General features: G+C 67.8%; 20 protein-coding genes. 8 read left to right on the forward strand and 12 right to left on the reverse strand.

The window, feature by feature from the left end:
- Positions 1–130: 130 nt before the first annotated feature.
- The 4 genes from VFL64_RS05780 (at position 131) to VFL64_RS05795 (ending at position 3000) form a co-directional block, all read left to right on the forward strand.
- A complete protein-coding gene (locus tag VFL64_RS05780) occupies positions 131–400 on the forward strand; it encodes a helix-turn-helix domain-containing protein (protein ID WP_489539422.1) in 270 nt (89 codons plus the stop codon).
- On the forward strand, positions 400–1710 hold the full coding sequence (locus VFL64_RS05785; protein WP_489539423.1) for a type II toxin-antitoxin system HipA family toxin: 1311 nt from the start codon (positions 400–402) through the stop codon (positions 1708–1710). Before VFL64_RS05780 ends, VFL64_RS05785 begins: the two co-directional genes overlap by 1 nt.
- Before the next feature lie 121 nt (positions 1711–1831).
- On the forward strand, positions 1832–2422 hold the full coding sequence (locus VFL64_RS05790; RefSeq protein WP_489539424.1) for a TetR/AcrR family transcriptional regulator: 591 nt from the start codon (positions 1832–1834) through the stop codon (positions 2420–2422).
- Between the two features lie 80 nt (positions 2423–2502).
- Positions 2503–3000 (forward strand): hypothetical protein, encoded by a 498-nt coding sequence (locus VFL64_RS05795; protein ID WP_489539425.1) that lies wholly within the window; start codon positions 2503–2505, stop codon positions 2998–3000.
- Positions 3001–3097: 97 nt separating this feature from the next.
- On the opposite strand, the gene VFL64_RS05800 is transcribed toward VFL64_RS05795, so the two are convergent.
- The 5 genes from VFL64_RS05800 to VFL64_RS05820 form a co-directional block, all read right to left on the reverse strand.
- Positions 3098–3739 (reverse strand): NAD(P)-dependent oxidoreductase, encoded by a 642-nt coding sequence (locus tag VFL64_RS05800; RefSeq protein WP_489539426.1) that lies wholly within the window; start codon positions 3737–3739, stop codon positions 3098–3100.
- A gap of 163 nt (positions 3740–3902) precedes the next feature.
- Positions 3903–4961 carry a Cj0069 family protein gene (locus VFL64_RS05805; protein ID WP_489539427.1) on the reverse strand — a complete coding sequence of 353 codons (1059 nt, stop codon included), beginning with the start codon at positions 4959–4961 and terminating at the stop codon, positions 3903–3905.
- A 37-nt stretch (positions 4962–4998) separates the two neighbouring features.
- A complete protein-coding gene (locus tag VFL64_RS05810; protein ID WP_489539428.1) occupies positions 4999–5913 on the reverse strand; it encodes a Fe-Mn family superoxide dismutase in 915 nt (304 codons plus the stop codon).
- Between the two features lie 9 nt (positions 5914–5922).
- Complete coding sequence (locus VFL64_RS05815; protein WP_489539429.1) at positions 5923–7101, reverse strand: chromate transporter; 1179 nt, start codon at positions 7099–7101, stop codon at positions 5923–5925.
- Positions 7098–8087, reverse strand: a complete 990-nt coding sequence (locus VFL64_RS05820) for a chromate resistance protein ChrB domain-containing protein (RefSeq protein WP_489539430.1) — start codon at positions 8085–8087, stop codon at positions 7098–7100. The genes VFL64_RS05815 and VFL64_RS05820 overlap by 4 nt, the downstream gene beginning before the upstream one ends.
- 132 nt (positions 8088–8219) lie before the next feature.
- Between VFL64_RS05820 and VFL64_RS05825 the strand changes: the two genes are divergently transcribed.
- Positions 8220–8690, forward strand: coding sequence for a group II truncated hemoglobin (locus VFL64_RS05825; RefSeq protein WP_489539431.1), 471 nt, complete (start codon positions 8220–8222; stop codon positions 8688–8690).
- Between the two features lie 30 nt (positions 8691–8720).
- Entirely contained in the window at positions 8721–9098 is a 378-nt protein-coding gene (locus tag VFL64_RS05830) for a VOC family protein (RefSeq protein ID WP_489539432.1), read from the forward strand.
- Between the two features lie 14 nt (positions 9099–9112).
- Here VFL64_RS05830 and VFL64_RS05835 read toward each other — a convergent pair whose 3' ends face one another.
- Positions 9113–9673 (reverse strand): dihydrofolate reductase family protein, encoded by a 561-nt coding sequence (locus VFL64_RS05835; protein ID WP_489539433.1) that lies wholly within the window; start codon positions 9671–9673, stop codon positions 9113–9115.
- A 146-nt stretch (positions 9674–9819) separates the two neighbouring features.
- On the opposite strand from VFL64_RS05835, the gene VFL64_RS05840 reads away from it, so the two are divergent.
- The gene (locus tag VFL64_RS05840; RefSeq protein ID WP_489539434.1) at positions 9820–10206 is read left to right on the forward strand and encodes a COG4315 family predicted lipoprotein; all 387 of its coding nucleotides are present in this window, start codon (positions 9820–9822) and stop codon (positions 10204–10206) included.
- A gap of 33 nt (positions 10207–10239) precedes the next feature.
- Here VFL64_RS05840 and VFL64_RS05845 read toward each other — a convergent pair whose 3' ends face one another.
- Genes VFL64_RS05845 through VFL64_RS05865 form a run of 5 tightly spaced genes read right to left on the reverse strand, consistent with a single transcriptional unit; the run spans position 10240 to position 16964 of the window.
- Positions 10240–12648 carry a glycoside hydrolase family 3 N-terminal domain-containing protein gene (locus tag VFL64_RS05845; RefSeq protein WP_489539435.1) on the reverse strand — a complete coding sequence of 803 codons (2409 nt, stop codon included), beginning with the start codon at positions 12646–12648 and terminating at the stop codon, positions 10240–10242.
- Between the two features lie 35 nt (positions 12649–12683).
- Positions 12684–13823: an ABC transporter ATP-binding protein gene (locus VFL64_RS05850; protein ID WP_489539436.1), complete on the reverse strand. Its 1140-nt coding sequence runs from the start codon at positions 13821–13823 to the stop codon at positions 12684–12686.
- 48 nt (positions 13824–13871) lie between these two features.
- Complete coding sequence (locus tag VFL64_RS05855) at positions 13872–14732, reverse strand: carbohydrate ABC transporter permease (protein WP_489539437.1); 861 nt, start codon at positions 14730–14732, stop codon at positions 13872–13874.
- A gap of 1 nt (position 14733) precedes the next feature.
- Positions 14734–15669 carry a carbohydrate ABC transporter permease gene (locus tag VFL64_RS05860; protein ID WP_489539438.1) on the reverse strand — a complete coding sequence of 312 codons (936 nt, stop codon included), beginning with the start codon at positions 15667–15669 and terminating at the stop codon, positions 14734–14736.
- A gap of 17 nt (positions 15670–15686) precedes the next feature.
- A complete protein-coding gene (locus tag VFL64_RS05865; protein WP_489539439.1) occupies positions 15687–16964 on the reverse strand; it encodes an extracellular solute-binding protein in 1278 nt (425 codons plus the stop codon).
- Between the two features lie 227 nt (positions 16965–17191).
- Between VFL64_RS05865 and VFL64_RS05870 the strand changes: the two genes are divergently transcribed.
- Positions 17192–18283 (forward strand): LacI family DNA-binding transcriptional regulator, encoded by a 1092-nt coding sequence (locus VFL64_RS05870; protein ID WP_489539440.1) that lies wholly within the window; start codon positions 17192–17194, stop codon positions 18281–18283.
- Between the two features lie 17 nt (positions 18284–18300).
- Here VFL64_RS05870 and VFL64_RS05875 read toward each other — a convergent pair whose 3' ends face one another.
- A complete protein-coding gene (locus tag VFL64_RS05875; RefSeq protein ID WP_489539441.1) occupies positions 18301–19926 on the reverse strand; it encodes a long-chain fatty acid--CoA ligase in 1626 nt (541 codons plus the stop codon).
- Between the last annotated feature and the right edge of the window lie 64 nt (positions 19927–19990).

A 19990-nucleotide genomic window follows, 5' to 3' on the forward strand; every position in this document is an offset into this window, starting at 1 on the left:
TTTCGACACGGTACCTGGCGGCTGCCAACTGACCAGGCCGCAATGGGGCTGGGCATATCGCCCATGAGCGATATGTTGACCTTATTGCTTTTGGGCGATATTCTTCAAATATCGTCAATCAGCCATACCCATGGACACCCCGATCCACACCGTCGACCAGTTGAGCGCTCACCTGCGGGCACTGCGCAAGGCGCGCGGCATGACGCAGACCGCCCTGGGCACGCTGCTGGGCGTGAAGCAGTCGCGGGTGGCCGACATCGAGCGCGACCCAGGCTCCATCAGCGTGGCGCAGCTGCACCAGGTGCTGTCGGCACTGGGCTGCCAGCTCCAGCTGCACGACGCCGGCACGTCGGGCGCTGCGGCGCGTCGCGCAGCCAAGAAGAAGCCCGGCAGCTGGTGATGAGTCAGCTCGCCGTCTGGATGAACGGTGTTCTCGTGGGCACCTGGACGGGCAGCGGCTCCCAGACCTTCGAGTACGCCCCGAGCTGGCTCGAGTTCGAAGGCCGGCGGCCGCTTTCCCTGTCGCTGCCCATCACGGCCAATCGCCAGGTTCGCGGCCCCGCGGTGGCCCACTACTTCGACAACCTGCTGCCCGACAACGACGCCATCCGAAGGCGCATCCGCACCCGGTTCGGGACCCGCAGCACGGGCGCATTCGACTTGCTGGAGGCGATCGGAAGGGACTGCGTAGGCGCCGCCCAGCTGCTGCCCATCGGCGAAGAGGCGTCGGACATCCACCGTGTGGAGTCCGAGCCCCTGAGCGACGCCGACGTCGAGCAGGCCCTGCAAGGTGTGTTGGTGGCACCGGCCTTCGGCGCCCCCACCCTGAACGACTTCCGCATCTCCCTCGCCGGCGCGCAGGAGAAGACGGCGCTCCTGCGGCTCGACGGCCAATGGCGCCGCCCGCTGCGCGCCACGCCGACCACGCACATCCTGAAGCTGCCCCTGGGCCGCCTGCCTCAGTTCAACGCCGACTTCAGCACCTCGGTCGAGAACGAGTGGCTGTGCGCCAAGATCCTTTCCGAGCTCGGGCTGACGGTCGCCGAGGCCGACATCGCCGACTTCGGCGAACAGCGCGTGCTCGTGGTCGAACGCTTCGACCGTGCCTGGGTCGCGCCCGAAAGCAAGCGTCGCCGCTACCTGCTGCGCCTGCCCCAGGAAGACATGTGCCAGGCCGTGGCCGTGTCGCCTGCGCGAAAGTACGAAAGCGAAGGCGGGCCCGGCATGCGCGCGTGCATGGATGTGCTGGGCAACAGCGAGTCGCCCTGGCTCGCCCGGGCCGATTTCGTCAAGGCCCAGCTCGGCTTCTGGCTGCTGGCGGCACCCGATGGCCACGCGAAGAACTTCTCGATCTTCCTGCACGCCGGCGGCAGCTACTCGCCCACGCCCCTCTACGACGTGCTCTCGGCCTGGCCCCTCATGGGCAAGGGGGCCAGCAAGCTGCCCTATCAAAACTGGAAGATGGCCATGGCCATTCGCTCCCGGAATGCCCACTACGGCTTCGGCGAGATCGAGACTCGCCATTGGCGCCAGCTCGCCGGCCAGGCAGGTGAGGCCGCCTGGGAAAGCCTGGTTCAGATGGTCGAGGGCGTCGACCCCGCGCTGAAGCGGGTTGAAGCCAGGCTCCCGCGCGACTTCCCGGCTCAGGTCTGGGACACGATCGCGGCGGGAATGCGCAAGCACGCTGCGAAGTTCTTGCGGGGCGTCTGACGCGCACGCGCCTTCACCCAGCACCCGCACCCTGCCCTCCCCAAAGCCGCCGACTGCGCCCCACCCCACCGCATCACCGATGCCCCTTGACCCAAAACCATCCAACTAGTAGGATGAATGCATGCTCACTGAAGAACTCTCCCCCAAAGCCCAGGAAATCGCTGCGCGCGCGCGAGCCCTGCTCACCGCCGGGGGGTACCACAGCTTCAGCTACGCCGACCTCGCGGCACAGGTCAACATCACCAAGGCCAGCATCCACCACCATTTCCCGAGCAAGGCCCAGCTGGTCAAAACCGTGGTGATGCAGCACCGCGAACAGATGATGCAGGGCCTGGCCCAGCTGGAGAGCCAGGTCGACGATCCCGTGGCCGCGGTCCAGGCCTACGTCGACCACTGGGCCGAATGCATCCGCACCAGCGCTCCGCCCTTCTGCATCAACGCGATGCTCGCCACCGAGCTGCCGACCCTCCCGGAAGAAGTCGCCGTGGAAGTGCGGGCACATTTCGAGGGGCTGAGCGCCTGGCTCGAGTCCGTGCTCAAGAAAGGCGTGCGCCTCGGGTGCATCCACCTCAGACTAGACGCCGCAAGCGAGGCCCGCTCGCTGATGGCCAGCGTGCACGGCGCGATGCTCGTCGCGCGCGCGCTGGGTGACACCCAGGCCTTCCAGGCCGTCGTCCAACCCGCAGTGCGCGCGCTGGTCAAGGCGCCCTGACCCACTCGTCCCCGTCGTGCGGCACGCAGCATCAGGCCGCTGTTCGTCTTTCAAACCATCCTACTAGTAGATCGATACTCATGCCAAACTCACTTTCGACGCTGGGCGTTGCCCACACCCTCATCAGCCTGCTGCCTCTGGTCGCCGGCCTGTACGGCTTCGCCCGCTTCGGCCGCATCCACGCCGGCAAGACCTCCGGCCGTCTTTACCTGGCCGGACTGGCCTTGTCGGTCGTCACCTCGTTCGGACTCTCCAGCACCGGTGGCCTCAACCCCGGGCATGTGCTGGGCGCACTGGCGCTGGCGGCCGCTTTCTCCAGCCTGCTCGTGCCGCAGCTCGCCTTCCTCGGACGGCTGCGCCCCTACCTGGAGACCTTCGGTCCCTCGTTCAGCTTCTTCCTGCTGCTCGTGCCGGGCACGGTCGAAACGCTCAAGCGACTGCCTGTGGCGCACCCCATCGCCACCGGCCCGGACGATCCGCTCGTGGGCAAGGCGTTGCTGGCGCTGCTGGCGCTCTTCATCGCCGGGTTCGTGATGCAGTGCCGTGCGATCCTGTCGAACCGACGCCGCGTCGAGTGACCGCCTGCGTGCGGCGACTCGCACAGCGCGGCGCCGGTCGACGCAAGCCTGCGACTGCAGCACCTCGCACAGCCGACCGCCGCGCGCTCCCGCACTCCTAGCCGATCACGACCGGTGCGCGATGCACGAAGTCCCGCGAGTCAAGCTGCGCCACGATGAAGTCCGCGACATCAGCGCGGGACACGATGCCGTTGCGCCAGGCGGATGGTTCCGACAGCACACGGTATCGCCCGGTGGCACGGCCGTTCGTGAGCACGCCCGGCCTGACCAGCGTCCAGTCGAGTGCGCTGTCGCGGATGAGCTGCTCCTGGATGTCCTTGTCGGCATACGCACGCCCGAAGACCAGTTGAAACGGCAGCCGCTGCAGCAGCGGAATGGCGTCGCGGCTGTCACCCGCGCCAAAGCCCGTGACGGCGATCAAGCGGTTGACGCCGGTCTCGCGCATCGCAAGCAGCAGCGCGCGTGTCGCGGACGAGAACAAGTCGACCGGCCCGACGATGAAGCCGGGGCCAGGAGCTACCCCCAATGACAGCACGACCGCATCGGTCCCCGTCAACGCCCGGCGCAGATCTTCGGTCGAACGGGCATCTCCCTCCACCCGTTGGAGGCGAGGATCCTCGATAGCGATCCGGGCCGCAGAGCGGGCGAACGCCCGCACCGAATGGCCGCCCTCCAGCGCACGCTTCACCACCGCCAGGCCGATGCCACGGCTGGCACCGACCACGAGCACGTTCTTCATCGGGATCTCTCCTTTCGTTGCATGCAGCGCTGTCGTCGGTCGGGGTGGCGTGGGCGTGCCAGAGGCCGGAGCCAGCATGGCTACCGCGGCGATGGCTCGTCTGGGATCGGTAAGCGCATCCTCGATGATCCCTCAACTCGATGGAGAGACCATCATGAGCACCTCAGGTACGTCCAACCCTCTCTGGCAAGCGACGTTGAATGGCTTTGACGAGCGGGGCGATCGAGGACGGCGGGAACGGTGCCACGCTGCTCACGTTGATCTCGCACAGCTCGTAGCCATTCGCCGCAGATTCACCAAACATGAAGTCGCAGTCCCACAGCAATGGAAGCTGCTCGTGCTGCAAGCCAAGTCGGTTGCGCAGCAGTTCGATCCACTGGGTCTCGAGCAGGCGCTTCAGCTCCTGGAACTGAGGGAGGTCGGGGCCGTGGTACAGCCGAGGCCCCGGAACGGGTGCAGCCTCGCCCGAAGAATCGGTGCACAGCGCGTTGACCGCCTGGTGACCAAAGCCTGTGACCCGATCCTCGACGAGATACGCCCGCACCATGCCGTCCACGATCCGTGGTTGCCAGGCCTGGTCGATCATGTGGCCACCGTTCCGAGCATCGAAGTACGGTGCCATGAGCGTCAGCAAAGAGGCCAGATCCAGCACCTCTTCCGCGCTCCCGCGCTGGGCGTGCTGCACGCGCAGCATCCACGGCGACAACCCGGGCAGCTGCTCGACGCGCCACACGCCGATGCCGCTGTGCCCGCGATGCTGCTTGAGGACGCGCGGGCCCCGGGCAAGCCGACCCGGCAGTTCTACCGCCAGCTGATCGAGGCTGTCGATGCGGTGCACGTCGCTGCCGAATGGGAGGTCGCGGGTGTCGACGAGCACATCCTTCGTGCCCAGCTTGAGGATCACCTCCGGGTGCGTGTGGACCTGCACGCCCGCATCGGCCACCCGAAGCAGCAGCGCGTCCAGGCGATCACGCCGACGACCGTCCTGGATCGGGTTGAACCAGACCTGGACCAGGTCGACCTGCCTCAGCTGCGCCTCAACCTCGTCGGCGAAGTCGTCGTGATAGACCGCCGGCTCGGCCGGCACACCGGCATCGGCCAGCGCCTCGAAGAGCGCCGCGAAGCGACTCTCGGCAGGGTTGGAGCGGTCTCGTGCTTCCCGGTCCCCCGGGTACAGCAGCGCCACCCGCTTGTCTCGGTCGGAACCCGGGTTCGAGGCCATGCGGTCGATCCTTTCACGCAAACGATGTGCCCCTGGGTCACGGGCTGTTCTTCGGAACGACCGGCACGCCGGCCGCCCTGCAGGCTTCGATGCCACCGCTGACGTAGCGCGCGTCGAAACCCCGGGCCCGCAATGACAGCGCCGCCGCGCGGCCGATGTCCAGGCCATGCAGGCAGTACACCAGCACCGGCCTCGAGGCATCCAGCTCGCGGCTCCAATCCGCGAGCTGGGCCGGGTCGCGCCAGACCGCGCCGGCCAGGCGGTCACGGCCCTCGGCATAGGTCGCCGCGCGCCGCACATCGATCACCTGTGCCGCCTCGGCCACCTCAACAGGGCCGGCAGCGCACTGCAGCCCGTCCGCTGCAACGGCGGCGCCAAACCGCTGGTAAACCGCATCCCACCGGATGTTCTTCATGAAGGTGTCGACGTAGGCCGCAGCCCCGGCGCCAAAGTCCAGGTGGTATGCGTGCTCGTACATGTCGAGCGCGAGGATCGGCGTGGCGCCGGCCATCAGGTGCGTGTGATCGGCCGCCCAGTGGCTGACGAGCCGCCCTTCACGCGACGACCACGCCAGCAGGGCCCAACCCGATCCTCCACCCATCGCTTTCGCGAGTGCCGTGAACTCGGCGCGCCAACGCTCGACCGAGCCGAAGTCACGCTCCAGCGCGATGGACAGGCCGCAGTCCGGCAGCACGCCGTTGCCGCCCAGGTTGTCAAAGTACAGCTCGTGCAACCAGGTCGAGTTGGCTGCGATGAGCTCCTCGCGCTTCAGCCCGTTCACGAGGAACCCCGGCGTTGACGCCCAGTCGAGCTGCTCCAGTTGCCGGCGGATGGCGTTCAGGCGTTTCACCGCGCCGCTGTAGTTGTTCTCGTGGTGGCTCTTGATCAGGCGCTCCGACAGGCCATCGAGCGCGGACGTATTCATTGCCAGGGGACGCAGCTGCACTTGCATAAGAACTCCTCAAGCGTGGGTGACGTAGGGGTAGACCAGCAAGCCGATCAGTGCGGCGGCCAGCACGATGACCGGCTCCTGCACCTTCTTGAACCGCCACAGCACACCGGCCGTGGCAAGCGCCAACCCGGCGGTGATGAGGTCGACGATCGAGCGCTGTCCGATCACCACCACCGCGCCGGCGATGGCACCCACGGCGGCGGCAGTAACGCCGTCGACGAAGGCCACGATGGCCGGGCGCTTGCCGTGCTGCTTGAAGTACGGTGCCGGAATCACGGTGAGCAGGTAGCACGGCAGGAAGGTTGCGAGCGCCGCCACCACTGCACCCCAGAAGCCCTGCACCAGGAAGCCGATGAAGCCGGTGGTGATGACCACGGGCCCCGGCGTGATCATCGCCACGGCCACCGCGTCGACAAACTGCCGATCGGTCAGCCAGCCGTACTCCTTGACCACGCCGCTGTAGAGGAACGGCACGATGGCCAGGCCGCTGCCGAAGACGAAGGTGCCGGCGTAGGTGAAGTACAGGCCGATCTGCTTGAGCTTGTGCCAGTCCAGCGCCTCGACGGCGAAGAAGCCGGCCAGTGGAACGGCGGAGGCCTTGAGATCACTGGATCGCAACCAGGCCGGCGGCACGCGCACCAGCCACACCAGCACGCCGGCACCGAGAAAGAGCCAGATCACCTCGGACTGCGTCACGATGGTGGTCACCGCGCTCACCAGGAAGATCGCCCACAGCAGCTTGTCCTTGCCCACGTTCTTGGTCGTGAGCTTGTAGGCGCTCATGGCGATGATGCCGATCACGGACGCTCCGACGCCGTAGAAGACCGCCTGCATCCAGCCGATGCCGCCGTAGGCGCGGTAGGCCGCACCCAGCGCCACGACCATGAGGAAGGACGGCAGCACGAACGCCATTCCGACCAGCGTGGCGCCGCGCAGCCGGTAGTGCACGAAGCCGAGGTAGATCGCCAGCTGCGCGGCCAAGGGGCCGGGCATCAGCTGTGCGATCGCCATGCCTTCCTTGTAGGCGGCCTCGGTGATCCAGCTGCGCTTTTCCACGAGGTCGCGGTGCATGTAGCCCACCAGGGCGACCGGGCCACCGAAGCCCCAGGTGCCGAGGGCCAGCATGTAGCGCACGATCTGCCAGAGCGTGTAGCGGGGCACGGTGGCGTCTGTTGCGGTGGCAGTCATCGGGAGGTGGTGGTCTTCTCGTTGCTGGCAGCGCAGTCGCGCTGGAAATGCGCGTAGAGCGAATCAAGCACCGTGCTCATCTCGGCGAGCAGTGCGTCGTCGTCGGTCAGGCGCTCGCGGGCGCCCGACATCACGGCCTCGAAGCCTTTGGCTTCCGGCACGGGTTCACCGCCCACATCCAGCGCGTGGACGATGGCCGCGAGGCGTCTCAGCGCGGCATCGGCCTCCAGGCCAAAGCTCGCCATCAGCGTCTCGAAGGTCACACGGTCACCGACGTGGGTGAAGGTGGCGCGATCGAAATCGAAGCCCAGGGCGCGCTTGGGGCAGTCCGACGGCTTGGCCAGCCACTGAAAGCGCGCCTTGCGGTCGATGAAGCGCTTGATCAGCCAGGCGCTGGCCACCCGATCCACCCAGAGCCGCCGGCGTGTCGCCCAGAGGCGGCCCTGGTAGTCGGCGATCTCCAGCCGCGGAATGCCACCTTCGGTCTCGTGCGGCTCGTCGGGTGACAGCAGGGTCTCGATGCGCTTGCTGAGATCGCTCCAGGCGGCCTCGGCTTCGACCGCCGCCTCGCCGGGGAAGAAGTCGATGGCACGCAGCGCATCGAAGTCGCGCTGCAGCTTGCGTTGCAGTCGGGTGAGTTCTGCAGGAGCGAGAGACGCCAGGCCCGTATTGGCTTCCTTCCAAGCCTGGCGCAGCTCGGCGTATTCATCGTGCCGATCGAAGAGTTGGCAGTAGGCGGCTGTCTCGTCGACCGAGCGAGGCTGGACGGTCATCAACCAGGCGGTGCCTCCTTCGCGCAGGCAGTCTTCGGCCAGGGCCTCGAGGGCCTGCTCCCGATCCGCAGTCACCGGCAACAGGTAGGCGCCATCGCGCAGGGCAGCACAGCCCTGCGCCTTGAGCCCACGCCAGATCCGCATTCGCGCCGTCGCCCCAGAGGTTGGGAGTGAGACGACCAGAAGAAGCCAGGACAGATCCACTTGCTGCATGTAGAGAATCATACATTCATGTAGAGTAACTTACATGATGTGGATGCGCGACTTCATGGGATCCCGCGGCGCGATCGCCGGCGGGGTCATTGGCGGTATCTTCAAACCTTGAATCGCATGAAAGACGTGCCCATGACCACGCCCCCCGTCCCCACCCTGTACGACTGGCTCGGCGGCATCCAGGCCCTGAACCGCCTCACCAACCGCTTCTACGAACGGGTGCGAGACAACGCCATCCTGGCGCCTGTCTTCGCGCACATGGGCGGCGAGCACCCGCAGCACGTGGCCGCCTTCCTCGCCGAAGTGCTGGGCGGCCCCGCCGACTACTCGGCCCGGCACGGCGGGCACCCGCACATGATCCAGCAGCACCTGAACCGCCACCTCACGCAGGTGCAACGGCGCGAGTGGGTCGGGCTGCTGCTCGACACGGCCGACCAGCTGGGCATGCCCGACGACCCGGAGTTCCGCTCGGCCCTGGTCGGCTACCTCGAATGGGGCTCGCGGCTCGCCGTCATCAACTCGCAGCCGGGCGCCACGGCCGACCCCGATGCGCCCATGCCCAAGTGGGGCTGGGGTGAGGTCAAGGGCCCGTATCAGCCCTGACCGGCTCACAGCAAACGCCGAGGAGAAAGCATGTTCGACCACGTCAAGTTCGGCGCCAGCGACTACGCCGCGAGCAAGGCCTTCTATCTCAAGGCGCTGGCACCGCTCGGGGTCGTGGTGTCGTCGGAAGGATCACCCGCCTACGGTGTCGAGCTGTGCCCGCCCGACGGCACGGTGTCGCTGTGCCTGTTCCAGACCGACGAGAAGCCGGCTCACCTGCACATCGCCTTCAAGGCCGAGACGCGCCAGCAGGTCGATGCGTTCTACCGCGCCGCGCTGGAGGCCGGCGGCCAGGACAATGGCCCGCCCGGCTTGCGGCCGAAGTACCACGCGAACTACTACGCGGCCTTCGTCATCGGTCCTGACGGGCACAACATCGAAGCGGTGTGCCACAGGCCTGAGGGCTGAGCTTCGTCTGCGCGTCAGCCCGCGCGCCGGTAGTGCATGGCCACCGCACCGCAGCGAAGCGGCTTCGCCGAGACCAGCTCCAGCCGCCGCGTACTGGGCAGCCCGCCCTGGAACAGCGTCGGGCCGTGGCCGGTGATCCGGGGGTGGACGAGCAGCTTGTACTCGTCGATCAGGTCCAGCCGGTCCAGCTCGTTCGCGAGCTTGCCGCTGCCGAGCAGCACGCCGGCGGGGGTGGCGTCCTTGAGCTGTTGCACAGCCAAGCGGAGGTCGCCGCCTGCGATGTGGTGGCTATGCGTCCACGGGAAGTCTGTGCGCGTCGACGACACCACGTACTTCGGCTTGGTCTGGAGCTTGAGCGCCCATTCGCGCAGGGCCGGCGGTGCCTCCACCTCGCCACGGGCGACCATCGGCCAGTAGCTTTCCATCATCTCGTAGGTGACGCGGCCCCACAGCATCGCGCCGGCCTCGTCCAGGAGGCGGGTGAAGAAGGCGTGCGTCTCGTCGTCGGCAATGCCTTCCTGGTGGTCGACGCAGCCGTCGAGGGTGACGTTGATGCTGAAGGTCAAGAGGCCCATGGTGTTCTCTCCGGTCGGGGTGGCCGTGTCGAGGGCATTCTTTTCTGATGCGCCCATCCGCGCAACCCGCGCAGCCGGGCAGATGGAATAGCCCGGCATCGCACCGCGTACACCGGGTGCAAACCCACTTCACGGAGATCTCCCAAATGATTCGAACAACCCTGCTCGCCGCGCTCGTCAGCGCCAGCCTCGTCGCCACCGGGTGTGCGTCGATGATGGCCAGCGATGCGCCGGCCAAGGCCGCCGATGGCGTTCTGGTCGGCGCCAACGGCATGTCGCTCTATGTGTTCGACCGCGACGCTGCTGGCACGGGCAAGAGCGTCTGCAACGGGCCGTGTGCCACCAACTGGCCGCCCTTGATGGTGGCCGCGGGTGCATCGGCCAGCGGTGACTGGAGCATCGTCACCCGCGACGATGGCGGCAAGCAGTGGGCCTACAAGGGCAAGCCGGTGTACTTCTGGGCCAAGGACGCCAAGCCCGGCGATCGCACCGGAGACGGGTTCAACAGCGTCTGGCACCTCGCACGCCCCTGAGCCCCTGAGCCGGCCGCGCCGCCCCCTGCATCTTCAGGCGGGCAGGCGCTCGCAGCGGCTTTCCATGCGCCACTGGGTGGGCAGCGTGCGCTTGCCCGACTGGCCCACCCGCACCTCGCCACGCAGTGGCGTGTGTGCGCTCGATGAACCGATCATCAGGTCGAACCACCCTGCTTCCACGACGCGCTGGCCGCTGTGGTCGGTGAGGCACAGCATGTCCACCGGCACGGTGAATCGCACGCGGGCCCGTTCGCCGGCCGTCAGCTCGACGCGGCCAAACGCCTTCAGTTCCCTGACCGGGCGCACCACGCTGGCCTGGCGGTCGCGCACGTAGAGCTGCGGCACGGCGACGCCGGTGCGCGTTCCGGTGTTGGTGATCGCGCAGGTCACGACGATGTCGCCATCGTCGATGTCGACCTGCGGGCGAGCCAGTTGAAGCTCGCTGTAGTCGAACTGGGTGAAGCCCAGCCCGTGGCCGAACGGATAGCGGCTGCCAAAGTGAAAGGCGATCGGCGTGCCGGCGCTCTTGAGCTTGTGGTTGTAGTGGTAAGGCATCGCGCCTGCGCTCTTCGGGAACGACACCGTCAGCCGGCCCGAAGGCTCGACGCGGCCCGACAACACCTCGGCCAATGCGGTGCCGCCCTCCTGGCCGCCCGCGAACGCCATCACGTACGCCGCGAGCCGGTCTTCCAGGCCGCCGAGTTCGTAGGGGCGGCCGGCCATCAGCACCACCACGGTGGGGGTGCCGGTGTCCACCACGGCCTGCAGCAGGGCTTGCTGCACGCCGGGCAGCGCGAGCGAATCGGTGTCGGACCCCTCGCCGACGGTGCCGGACTGGAACAGTCCCGCCAGGTCCCCCACGAAGACCATCGCCACGTCGACGGCCCGGGCGCTCGCCACCGCCTGGTCGATCAGGTCGGTGCGCCGCGACACCGGTGACTCGCGTGGCCCGAGGTCGGTGCCGGGATCCACGTCGCCGGGGAATACCGGCGTGCCACGGCGCCGCTCCTCAAGGATGAAGCAGCCCTGCGCGTACTGCACTTGGGCCTCGCCGAACACCTGCCGCAGCGCCTGCAAGGGGGTCACGATGGGGCCGGTGCCTTCGCTCTTGTCCTCCAGGATGAAGTGGGCCGGGAAGCTGTAGCCGCTCAGCAAGGCCAGCGGGTCGTCTGCCGTCGGCCCGATCACCGCGATGCGCGGCTTGCGGGACGGGTCCAGCGGCAGGATGCCGGCGCGGTTGTCCAGCAGCACGGTGCCCTGGCGAGCGACCTCAAGGGCCGCCTGCCGCGCGGGCGCTGACTGAAGCGCCGGGGGCGCCGGGCTGTCCTCGAAGCTGCGCTCGAACAGGCCCAGGCGGAACTTCTGTGCCAGAACCCGGGCCACGATCTCGTCGACCTTGGCCAGATCGATTTCGCCGCGCTCCAGCGCAAGCGCGAGGTGCTGTGCGCAGTGGTCAGCCGGCAGTTCGACGTCGAGCCCGGCATTGAAGGCCAGCGCAGCCGCCTCGGCGGCATCGCGCGCCACGCCGTGATGCTGGTACAGCAGGCTCACGCCGATGTAGTCGGCCACCACCAGACCGTCGAAGCCCCACTGCCCGCGCAGCACGTCTGTCAGCAGATGGTGCGAGGCATGCGAGGGTTCACCGTCGATGTCGTGGTACGCGGGCATCACCGAGCCGGCATGGGCCTGCTTGACCGCCATCTCGAAGGGCAGCAGGAAGGTGTCGTTCAGCTCGCGCGCGCCGAGGTTCACCGGCGCGTGGTTGCGCGCGCCCTCGCTCGCCGAATGCGCGGCGTAGTGCTTGAGCGTTGCCAGCAGATCCCGCTGCGGGCCTTGCAGGCCTCGCACGTAGCGCGTGGCCATCACGCCGACGAGGTAGGGGTCTTCGCCGAAGGTCTCTTCGGTGCGGCCCCAGCGGGCATCACGCGCCACGTCGAGCACCGGCGCGAGTGCCTGCTGGCAACCGACGGCGCGGCACTCCAGCCCGATCTGGCGCGCCGCCTCTTCGATCAGCGCGGGGTTCCAGGTCGCCGACATGGCCAGGGCCGACGGAAACATCGTGGCGTCGCGCGACATCAGGCCGACCAGGCATTCCTCGTGCGAAATGGCCGGGATGCCCAGCCGCGTCTCGTGGCGCAGGAAGCGCTGCAAGCGGTTGAGCGCACGCAGCCCGGCTGCGGCGTCGACCCCGCGCGTGCCCAGCGGGCGCGTGATCTGCCCCATGCCGTTCTTCAGGCGCTGCTGCACCTGCTCGGGATCGCTGCGCCCGATGAAGGCCTCGCCAGGGCGCACCTGGTGGCGCCCGTCCTCTGACAGCACGAGCCAGAAGGCGTGCAACTGAGCGATCTTTTCCTCGAGCGTCATGCGGCCCAGCAGGTCGCCGACCCGTGCAGCCACAGGTTGCTTGGGGTCCAGGTACAACGGGGTGACGGTGGCATTCATGGGGCGAGGTGGCTGGTGGAATGGAGGCGCGCTGCTCAACAAGGCGTTGACCTGGCGATGGCGAACCCGGCCTCGTCGAACAGGTGGCAGGCGTGCACCGGCAAGGTCAGCGCGAGAAGGCTGCCGGGCGCGGGCGGGCCGCGGTCGGGCAGCTTGGCGATCAGCGTCGGCGCGGCTCCGCCGCCGAGGTACACATGACAGCAATCACCGAAATGCTCGACCTGCAGAACGGCGCGGCTCAGCGCCGCACCGGCCATGGGGTCGTGGCCCGGCAGCATGTGCTCGGGCCGGATGCCCAGACACACCGGCTGGCCCGGCGCCAGGCCCTGCCATTCGTTGCGCAGGGTCAGGGTGTCGCCACCGGCCAGCGCGGCGAGCCGCAACACCAGCCGGTCATCGGACACAGCCTCGACCGCCGCCGGCAGGAAGTTCATGCGCGGGGAGCCGAGGAAGCCGGCCACGAAGCGGTCGCGCGGCTGGCGGTAGAGCTCCAGCGGTGAACCGACCTGCGCCACGCTGCCATGGCGCAGCATGTCGTCACCCGACCGCAGCAACACGATCTGGTGGGCCAGGGCCATCGCCTCGGTCTGGTCGTGGGTGACGTACACCGCACTGGCGTGGTCGAACTCGCGGTGCAGGCGGGCGATCTCGGCGCGCATGTGAACCCGCAGGGCCGCGTCGAGGTTGGACAAGGGCTCGTCGAACAGGAACACATGTGGCCGGCGCACGATGGCGCGGCCGATCGCGACCCGCTGGCGCTGGCCGCCCGACAGGGCCTTGGGCAGGCGATCGAGCAGCCCGACGATCTGCAGCGTTTCGGCGGCGGCACGTACGCGCCGGTCGATCTCGGTCTTGTCGACCCGGGCCTGGCGCAGCCCGAAGGCCATGTTCTCGTACACGCTCATGTGCGGGTAGAGCGCGTAGTTCTGGAACACCATCGCCACCTGGCGCTGTGCCGCAGGCACCTCGTTCATGCGCCGGCCACCGATGAGCAGCTCACCGGCGCTGATCGGCTCGATGCCGGCGATCATGCGCAGCAGGGTGGACTTGCCGCAGCCCGACGGGCCGAGGAAGACGCAGAAGCGCCCGGCAGGGATGTCGATGTCGACGTTGCGGATCACCGGCACGCCGGAGGCATAGTTCTTCTGCAGGCCGCGAAGGCTGATCTGGGTCACGTCGTCGTCCCGTGGAGAGTCAGGATGTGCATGCGGTGCGGCCCTCGCTCAGGCCTTTAGCGAGCCGGCCATCATTCCCTTGACGATGCGTTCCTGGCCGAAGGCGTAGGCCACGATCAGGGGCAGCGAGGTCAGCGTCACCACGGCGAGCATGGCGGGGATGTTGGATGCGTACTGGCCCTGGAAGTCCCAGAGCGCCAGCGGCAGGGTGCGGTTGCTGGTGGACGAGGTCAGCACGTAGGCGAAGATGAACTCGTTCCACATGTGGATGCCGTTGTAGATGGCGATCGTGGCGAGGCCCGGGCCCGACAGCGGGAAGAACACCTTCCAGAAGATGGCGAACGGCCCGCAGCCATCGAGTTCGGCGGCCTCCTCCAGTTCGCGCGGGATCTGCCGCATGAACTCGGTCATGATGAAGATCGACACCGGCAGGCTGGTGGCCACGTAAGGGCCGATGAGCGCGAACGGCGTGTCGTACAGGCCGAGGTTGCGTGTCATGAGATAGATCGGCACCAGCGTGACGTGCAGCGGCACGATCAGCCCTGCGACGATCAGGCTGAACAGCAGCTGGTTGAAACGAAAGCGCAGGCGCGCCAACGCGTAGGCGGCCATGGCGCTGATCGTCACGATCAGCACGATCGACACGCCCACCACGAAGGCGCTGTTGCGCAGGTAGGTGAAGTAGCCGCCCTGGAGCACGGCGCGGTAGTGACTCCAGTCCACCTGGCGCGGCCATTCCCACACCGCGCTGTCGAACAGTTCCTGCTGCGACTTCAGGCTCGTCATCAGCACGAAGGCCAGGGGCGCGAGCGTGATGACGAGCCACAGCGCCGCGAGCGCGCCCGCGCCGAAGCGCCCGCCCGTCGACATGCGTGGGTTCATGGTGCGCGCGAGATCAACGGTCGACATCTCAGACCTCGGTCTCGAAGCGGCGCGTCAGGCGCATGCCGAGCGCCGCGATCACGACCACGACCAGGAACATGGCGGCAGCGATGGTGCTCCCGTAGCCCAGCCTGAAGGAGGCGAAGACCGTGGTGTACATGTAGGTGGCCATCACCTCCGAGGCGCCGTCGGGGCCGCCGCCGGTCATCACGTAGACGAGGTCGAAGTAGCGCAGCGAGCCGATCACCGCCAGCATCGCGGCGGTGCGCACCGTGCCCTGCAGGTGGGGCAGCTTGATGCGCCAGAAGATGGTCCAGTCGCTCGCGCCGTCGAGCTTGGCGGCGGCATACAGGTCGGGCGAGAACGAAGCCAGGCCGGCCAGGAAGAGGATCATGTAGAACGGCACGTTCTGCCAGCACACCACCGCGATCACCGAACCGAGCGCGTAGCGGGCGTCGCCCAGCCAGTCGACGGCCAGGCTCTGCAGCCCGATGGCCTCGAGGGCGCTGTTGAGGGCGCCGAAGTTGGGATCGAACAGGTTCTTGAAGATCACGCCGAGCGCCACGCTGGAAAAGAGCAGTGGCAGGAAGTACAGGATCTTCAGCACGCGCGAGCCGCGGCTGGCCTTGTCGAGCATGACCGCCAAGGCCAGCGCGATCGGCAGCTGCACCAGCACCGACAGCAGGCCCAGCAGCAGGTTGTTGCGAAAGGCGAGCCAGAACCTGGCGTCGTTCGCGAGCGCGGCCCAGTTGTCCAGCCCGACGAAGCGGCTGCTCGAACCGAGCCCGTTCCAGTCGACGAGCGACAGGCGGAAGGTGTCGACCAGCGGGTAGAGCAGGAAAACCGCCAGCAGGAACAACGCCGGCGCCAGGAACGCCGCCGTCACCCAAGGCGAGGCGGCCACGCCGCCGTGATCGGCTTCGGCCGACGACTCCTGCACCGACGCGCCCGATGCCGACGTCATCGAGGATGCGATGGTGTTCAGCGCAGCGCTTCCCTGGCCGCCGCTTCCATCTTGTTGGCAGCTTCCTCAGGCGTGATCGACAGACCGAGCAGCGCCTGCACCAGGTCCTTGTGCAACTCGGCCAGTGCCGGCGGGAGCTCCTGGTCGTACCAGAGCTGCACGTTGCTGGCATCGGCCAGCATCTTCAGCACGCGCTGCTGTCCGGGCTCGGTCACCTTCAGGCCCCTGACCGGCACGATGCGGTTGTCGGCAAGGCGTGCCTGCACCGATTCGTCGTCAACCAGGGCCTTGACGAGATCGACGGCAGCGTCTGGGTACTTGCACGCGCGCGACACGCTGTAGAAGTTGTCGCCGACGGTGCCGATCACACCGGTCGATCCCTTGCCGCCGGGAATGGTCGGGAACGCGAAGAAGTCCATCTTCTTGACGAACTCGGGGTTCTCGTTCTTCGCGGCGCTGATCTCCCAGGTGCCCATCACCGTCATCGCCGCCTTGCCCGCGTAGAGCAGGCGGCGCGAGGCGCCCACGTCGTAGTCCAGCCCGTTGAAGCCCGCGGCGAACGCGCCGCTCTTCACCATCTCCTGCAGCATCCGCCCGGCCTCGACGAACGCCGGGTCGGCGAAGCTGCCGCCGGGCGCGCGGGTGGCGGCCTTGCGGAAGGCGTCGCCACCGCCGATACGGTCGACCAGGTACATGTAGACCATGGAGCCAGGCCACTTGGCCTTGTTGGCCAAGGCGAAGGGTGCGACACCCTTGGCCTTGAGCTTGTCCATCACCTTCACCATCTCGGGCCAGGTCTTCGGTGGCTGCAGGCCCAGCTTGGTGAACAGCTCCTTGTTGTAGTGGACGACGGCGAGCGTCGTGTCCTCGGCCGGGATGCCGTAGACCTTGCCGTCGAACTTGGTGGTGTCGAACGAGGACGGCACGAAGCGATCGCGGAAGGCGGTGTCCTTGGCGAGATAGGGCGTGAGGTCCAGTACCTGGTCGGCCTTGACGTATTCACGCAGGGGGCCACCACCCCAGCTCGCGAACACGCAGGGCGGCTCGTTGGCGCCAAAGGCGATCTTGAGCTTGACCTTGTAGGGGTCGTTGGCCACCACGGAGCGTTCGACCTTGTAGCCGGGGTGGGCCTTCTCGAAGCGCGCCACCGCATCGACCATGATCTTGTTGGCACTCGGCTGGGTGCGGATATCCCACTCGGTGATCGTCTTGACGTCTTGGGCCTGCACGCCTTGCAGACAGGCGGTCAGCGCCGCCAGGGCCAGGGTCGTCTTCGCCAAGAAATGGGTTCGCATGCCGGTCTCCTAGGGTTGGGGTTCACGCCGATCGAGGAACCTGGATCGAACGTTAGAATTTGTTCTGTAACGTTAGCGATAACGTCATCAACTGACACCCGGATTTACCATGAGGCCCCGGCACACGCCCTCGGCGGGACCGGGCCACGGCGCGCTGCGGGTCCGTCGATATGATTCGCAGCCGCCGGAATCACCCGAACCTGGAGCGGGCCCACGCAGCCGTCTCGATGATCAAGAAGAACACGCCCACCCTGGCCGAACTTGCCGCCGCCGCCGGCGTGTCGACGATGTCCGCCTCGCGCGCGGTGAACCTCCAGCCCGGGGTGTCGCCGCAGACGCGTGACGCGATCCTCAAGCTGGCCGCCGAGATGGGCTATGTGGCCAACCGCAGCGCGCAGAAGCTCTCCGGTGGGCGCAGCCGCGTGCTGGGTGTCCTGGCCCGCGAACTCGACAACGCCTTCACCAGCGCCCTGGTGTCGGGGGCCGTGCGCGCCGCGGCGGTGGCCGGCAACGAAGTGCTGATCTATTCCATGGTGGACCGTGCGGGCGTACCCAATGCCGGCGTGCTGCAGCTGCTTCAGCAGTTCACCGACGGCGTGATCGCGGTGCTGCCCTACCAGTACGGCTTCGTGCAGAGCCTGATGGCCGCCGACTTCCCGGTCATCTGCATCGACCACCATCACGACCACACCGAATGGCCGTCGGTCAGTGCCGACAGCTACGGTGGCGCACGCAGCGCCATGCAGCATCTGGCCGAGTTGGGCCATCGCCGCATCGGCTTCATCACCGGCAACGAGGAACTCGGCTCGGCGCGCGCGCGCCACCGGGCCTACGACGACGCCGTGGCCATCCACCGGCTGGAGAAGGACGCGGCGCTGGTTCAGGCGGGCGACTTCAGCACCCGTGGCGGCCGCGACGCGATGCGGCGCCTGCTGAAGCTGCGCCAGCGCCCGACCGCCGTCTTCGCGGCGAACGACCAGAGCGCGTTCGGCGCGATCTCGGTGCTGCAAGCGGCGGGTATCCGCATTCCAGAAGACATGTCGGTGGTGGGCTTCGATGACGTTCCATCAGCGTCGCAGCTGCATCCGGCGCTCACCACCGTGCGTCAGCCCATCGCCGAGATGGGCCGCGCCGCCGTCAACAGCCTGCTGGGCATGGTGGTCGGGCTGGAGGTGGCCACGCCGCAGATCACCTTGCCCACGGAGCTGGTGATCAGGGAGTCCACCGCCCAGAACGTGCTCCCGGCAGAACCCCGCTCGGAGACCACCCCATCCAGGAAGCCGGCGGTACGCCGCACAGGACGTCTACCGCGCGATTGACTCCTGCGCGATTGATCTCACGCGCCGGCAAAGCGCTCGCGCAGCTTGACCTTCCAGAACTTGCCGGTGGATGTTTTGGGGATCGCGTCGAGGCGCTCGTAGCGGTCGGGCAGCTGCCAGCGCGCGAAGCCGTGCTGCAGCAGGTGCTGGCGCAAGCCCTCGTCGGCCACCTCGGCGCCCGGCCGCGTCACGATGCAGGCCAGCGGCCGTTCGCTCCACTTTTCGTCGGGGATGGCGATCACGGCGGCCTCGGCGATGGCCGGGTGCGCCATCAGCGCGTTCTCGAGGTCGACCGACGAGATCCATTCGCCGCCCGACTTGATGAGGTCCTTGGTGCGATCGGTGATGCGCACGAAGGCCAGCGCATCCATCGTGGCCACGTCGCCGGTGCGCAGCCAGCCATCGGCGGTGAACTTGTCGGTGGGGGCGCCGACGCGGTGGTAGGCGCCGGTGATGAAGGGGCCACGCACCTGGATCTCGCCCATGGACTGGCCGTCCCACGGCGCGTCGTGGCCGTCGTCGGCGCGGATGCGCAGCTCCACCAACGGCGCGGGCACGCCGGCCATCGACGCACGCCGATAGCGCTCGGCGTCGGGCGCGTCGCGCAGTTCGACACGCGGGTACGACACGGTGGCGAGCGGCGAGGTCTCGGTCATGCCCCAGCCTTGCACCAGCCACACGCCGTGGCGGTCGAACGCGCGGATCAGCGACTCGGGCACCGCCGCACCGCCCACCAGCGAGCGCATGCCGGGCGGGAAGGTCCAGCGGCCGGGCTGCTGTTCTAGCGCGCGCTCGTAGGCCTGGATCACGCCCAGCCAGATGGTGGGCACGCCGAGCGCGTAGTTGGGTTGCTCCTGCTGCATCAGGTCGAGCAGGTCTTCGGGGTGCAGGTGCGGCCCCGGCAGCACGAGCTTGACGCCGAGCATCACCGCCGCATACGGCACGCCCCAGCAGTTGGCGTGGAACATGGGCGTCACCGGCAGCACGCTGTCGGTGCCCTTCAGTCCCCAGTGGTCGCCCAGGCAGCCGACCAGGGTGTGCAGGATGGTCGAGCGGTGCGAGTACACGACGCCCTTGGGCCGGCCGGTGGTGCCGCTCGTGTAGCACATCGACACCGCGTCGTCTTCGTCGTGCGCGGCATAGCTGAAGCCGTCCGGGTCAGCGCCGGCGATCAGTGCTTCGTAGTCGAGGCAGTCGGCCGGCACCGCAGCGCCGGAGAACGGGAACACGATCACGCGTTCGAAGCGGTGCAAGTGCGCGAACTGTCGGTAGAGCGGCAGCAGGATGTCGTCGACGATCAGGAAGCGGTCTTCGGCGTCGGCCGCGATCCAGCCGATCTCGTCGGGCGACAGGCGCAGGTTGAGCGTGTGCATCACGCCCCCGGCCGCGGGGATGCCGAAGTAGCACTCGAGGTGAGCGTGGTGGTTCCAGCTCAGCGTGGCCACGCGTTCGCCTGGGGCCAGACCCAGCTGCTGCAGTGCCGAGGCCAGTGCGCGCGTGCGGCGGTGGTACTCGGCATAGGTGTGACGGCGAAGCGATTTGTCGGGCAGGCGCGAGACGATGTGGTTGCCGCCGAAGATCGTGCCGGCGCGCTCAAGCAGGTGGTTGAGCGAGAGCGGCGTGTCCATCATCGTGCTGCGCATGGCGTGACTCCAAATGGCCTCGCGGCCGATCTTGGATCACGCTGGCGCGCAGCGGTGCGCGGGT

It is taken from the genome of Rhizobacter sp., from assembly GCF_035702065.1.
In the GTDB taxonomy this organism is placed as follows: Bacteria; Pseudomonadota; Gammaproteobacteria; order Burkholderiales; family Burkholderiaceae_C; genus Rhizobacter.